Source organism: Lacisediminihabitans sp. (assembly GCF_036404185.1).
Taxonomy (GTDB): Bacteria; Actinomycetota; Actinomycetes; order Actinomycetales; family Microbacteriaceae; genus Lacisediminihabitans.
Genome location: NZ_DASWPB010000061.1, coordinates 1 through 2,023, shown reverse-complemented (window position 1 = coordinate 2,023; position 2,023 = coordinate 1). Strand labels below are relative to the sequence as shown.

2 protein-coding genes are annotated in these 2,023 nt (G+C 68.4%); both read left to right on the top strand.

The window, feature by feature from the left end; all coding sequences use genetic code 11:
- Positions 1–1,032 (top strand): alpha,alpha-trehalose-phosphate synthase (UDP-forming) (locus tag VGC18_RS03335; protein ID WP_331094209.1); only part of this gene is annotated, 1,032 nt, incomplete at its 5' end.
- Positions 1,032–1,847: a trehalose-phosphatase gene (gene otsB, locus VGC18_RS03330; RefSeq protein ID WP_331094207.1), complete on the top strand. Its 816-nt coding sequence runs from the start codon at positions 1,032–1,034 to the stop codon at positions 1,845–1,847. The genes VGC18_RS03335 and otsB, both read left to right, overlap by 1 nt.
- Positions 1,848–2,023 lie beyond the last annotated feature (176 nt).

The window sequence follows — 2,023 nt, the reverse complement described above, 5'->3', positions numbered from 1 at the left end:
CGCGAGCTTCGGCCCGACCTCACCATCGGCTTCTTCAATCACATTCCGTTTCCGCCATACGGGATCTACTCGCAGCTGCCCTGGCGGACCCAGATCATCGAGGGCCTGCTCGGCGCCGACGTCGTCGGGTTCCAGCGGGTCGCCGACGCGGGCAACTTCCAGCGTGCCGTCCGCCGCCTGAAGGGATACGCGACCAAGGGCGTGCAGATCGAGGTCCCGCTCGTCGACAGCTCGCCGGGAGTCCGGGTCTTCGGGCCGATCAAGCGGCAGGGCACCTTCCGGACGGTCGTGGCGAGAGCGTTCCCCATCTCGATCGACGCGTCGAGCTTCGAGGAGCTCGCCCGCTCCCGCGCCGTCCAGGAGCGCGCCCGGCAGATCCGCGAGGACCTCGGCAACCCGAAGACGGTCATGCTCGGGGTGGACCGGCTGGACTACACCAAGGGCATCGGCCACCGGCTCAAGGCCTTCGGGGAACTGCTCGCGGAGGGCAAGCTCAGTGTCGACGACGTGACCCTCGTGCAGGTCGCCAACCCCAGCAGGGAACGCGTGCAGGCCTACATGGAGCTGCGCGACGAGATCGAGCTCACCGTCGGGCGCATCAACGGCGACTACGGGACGATCGCCCACGTTCCGATCAGCTACCAGCATCACGGCTTCCCCCGCGAGGAGATGGTTGCGCTCTACCTCGCGGCGGATGTGATGCTCGTGACGGCGCTCCGCGACGGGATGAACCTGGTCGCCAAGGAGTACGTGGCTTGCCGGTTCGACGAGGACGGCGTCCTCGTGCTCAGCGAGTTCGCGGGTGCATCCGACGAGCTGAAACGTGCCCTGCTCATCAACCCGCACGACATCGAGGGGCTCAAGTCGGCCATCCTGCAGGCGATCTCGATGCCCAAGCGGGACAGGAGGGCACGGATGCGTTCGCTGCGGAAACGAGTGCTCGAGCACGATGTGATCCACTGGTCGAGCGACTTCCTCAAGGTCCTGGCCAGTCGCGCCCATCAGGGATCACAGGGGCACGAACTCGTCTGATGGTCGACGTCGACACCCCGCCAGCTTTCTCCCGCCTGCCCGAGCCGCTCGTCGGCGCCCTGCGGGAGCTCGCACGGACGCGCCGCCTGCTGGTCGCGCTCGACTTCGACGGCACGCTCGCCCCGGAGGTGGACGTCCCTGAGCAGGCGCGAGCGCTTCCCGAGGCACGGGCGGCCGTGCTGCGGCTGGCCTCCATGCCGAACACGAGGGTCGCGCTCGTCTCCGGTCGCGCGCTCGCGAGCCTCATCCGGGTGGCGGACATGCCCGACTCCGTGCTTCTGGTCGGCTCCCACGGCATCGAGCTGCGTCTTGACCATCCCGACGACAGCCTCACGCTCGACAGCGAGGAGTTCGCCAGGCGCAACCTCCTCGGCGAGGTGCTCGGCGAGGTGGCCAGGTCGTTCGACGACGTGTGGCTGGAGGAGAAGCCCGCCGGCTACGCGCTGCACACTCGGCTCGCCACCGAGCGGGACAGCCGCATGGCCCATCTCGTCGCCCTCAGCGAGACCGCCGCGGAGCTGCAGGATCTGACGGTGCGCAGCGGCAAGAACGTGCTGGAGTTCTCCGTGCGGTCCACCACCAAGGGCGAGGCCGTCGAGCATCTGCGCAAGTACACGGACGCGACCGCCGTCTTCTACGCGGGCGACGATCTCACCGACGAGGATGCCTTCGCCGCGCTCGGACCGGACGACGTCGGCCTGAAGAGCGGCGACGGACAGACGCTGGCGAACTTCCGTGTCGCCGGTCCCGTCGATGTGGCCAGGGTCATCGGACTGCTCGCGGACTTCCGCGAGGGCGACGTGCACGAGCAGTAGCGTCCCGACGCCCGCCGCGGATGCGCCAGGCCGGGTCGTCGGGCGTGTCGGTGGTTCTACACTCGTTACATGCCGGAAACAGTTGATTGGAAGCCGCGTTCGCGCGTCGTCACCGATGGAATCGAAGCGACCACCTCGCGAGGCATGCTCCGTGCGGTCGGGATGGGCGACGCGGA

Excerpts from the sequence above, each read along its gene's own strand:
- otsB (WP_331094207.1), top strand. The coding sequence starts at position 1,032 with ATGGTCGACGTCGACACCCCGCCAGCTTTCTCCCGCCTGCCCGAGCCG.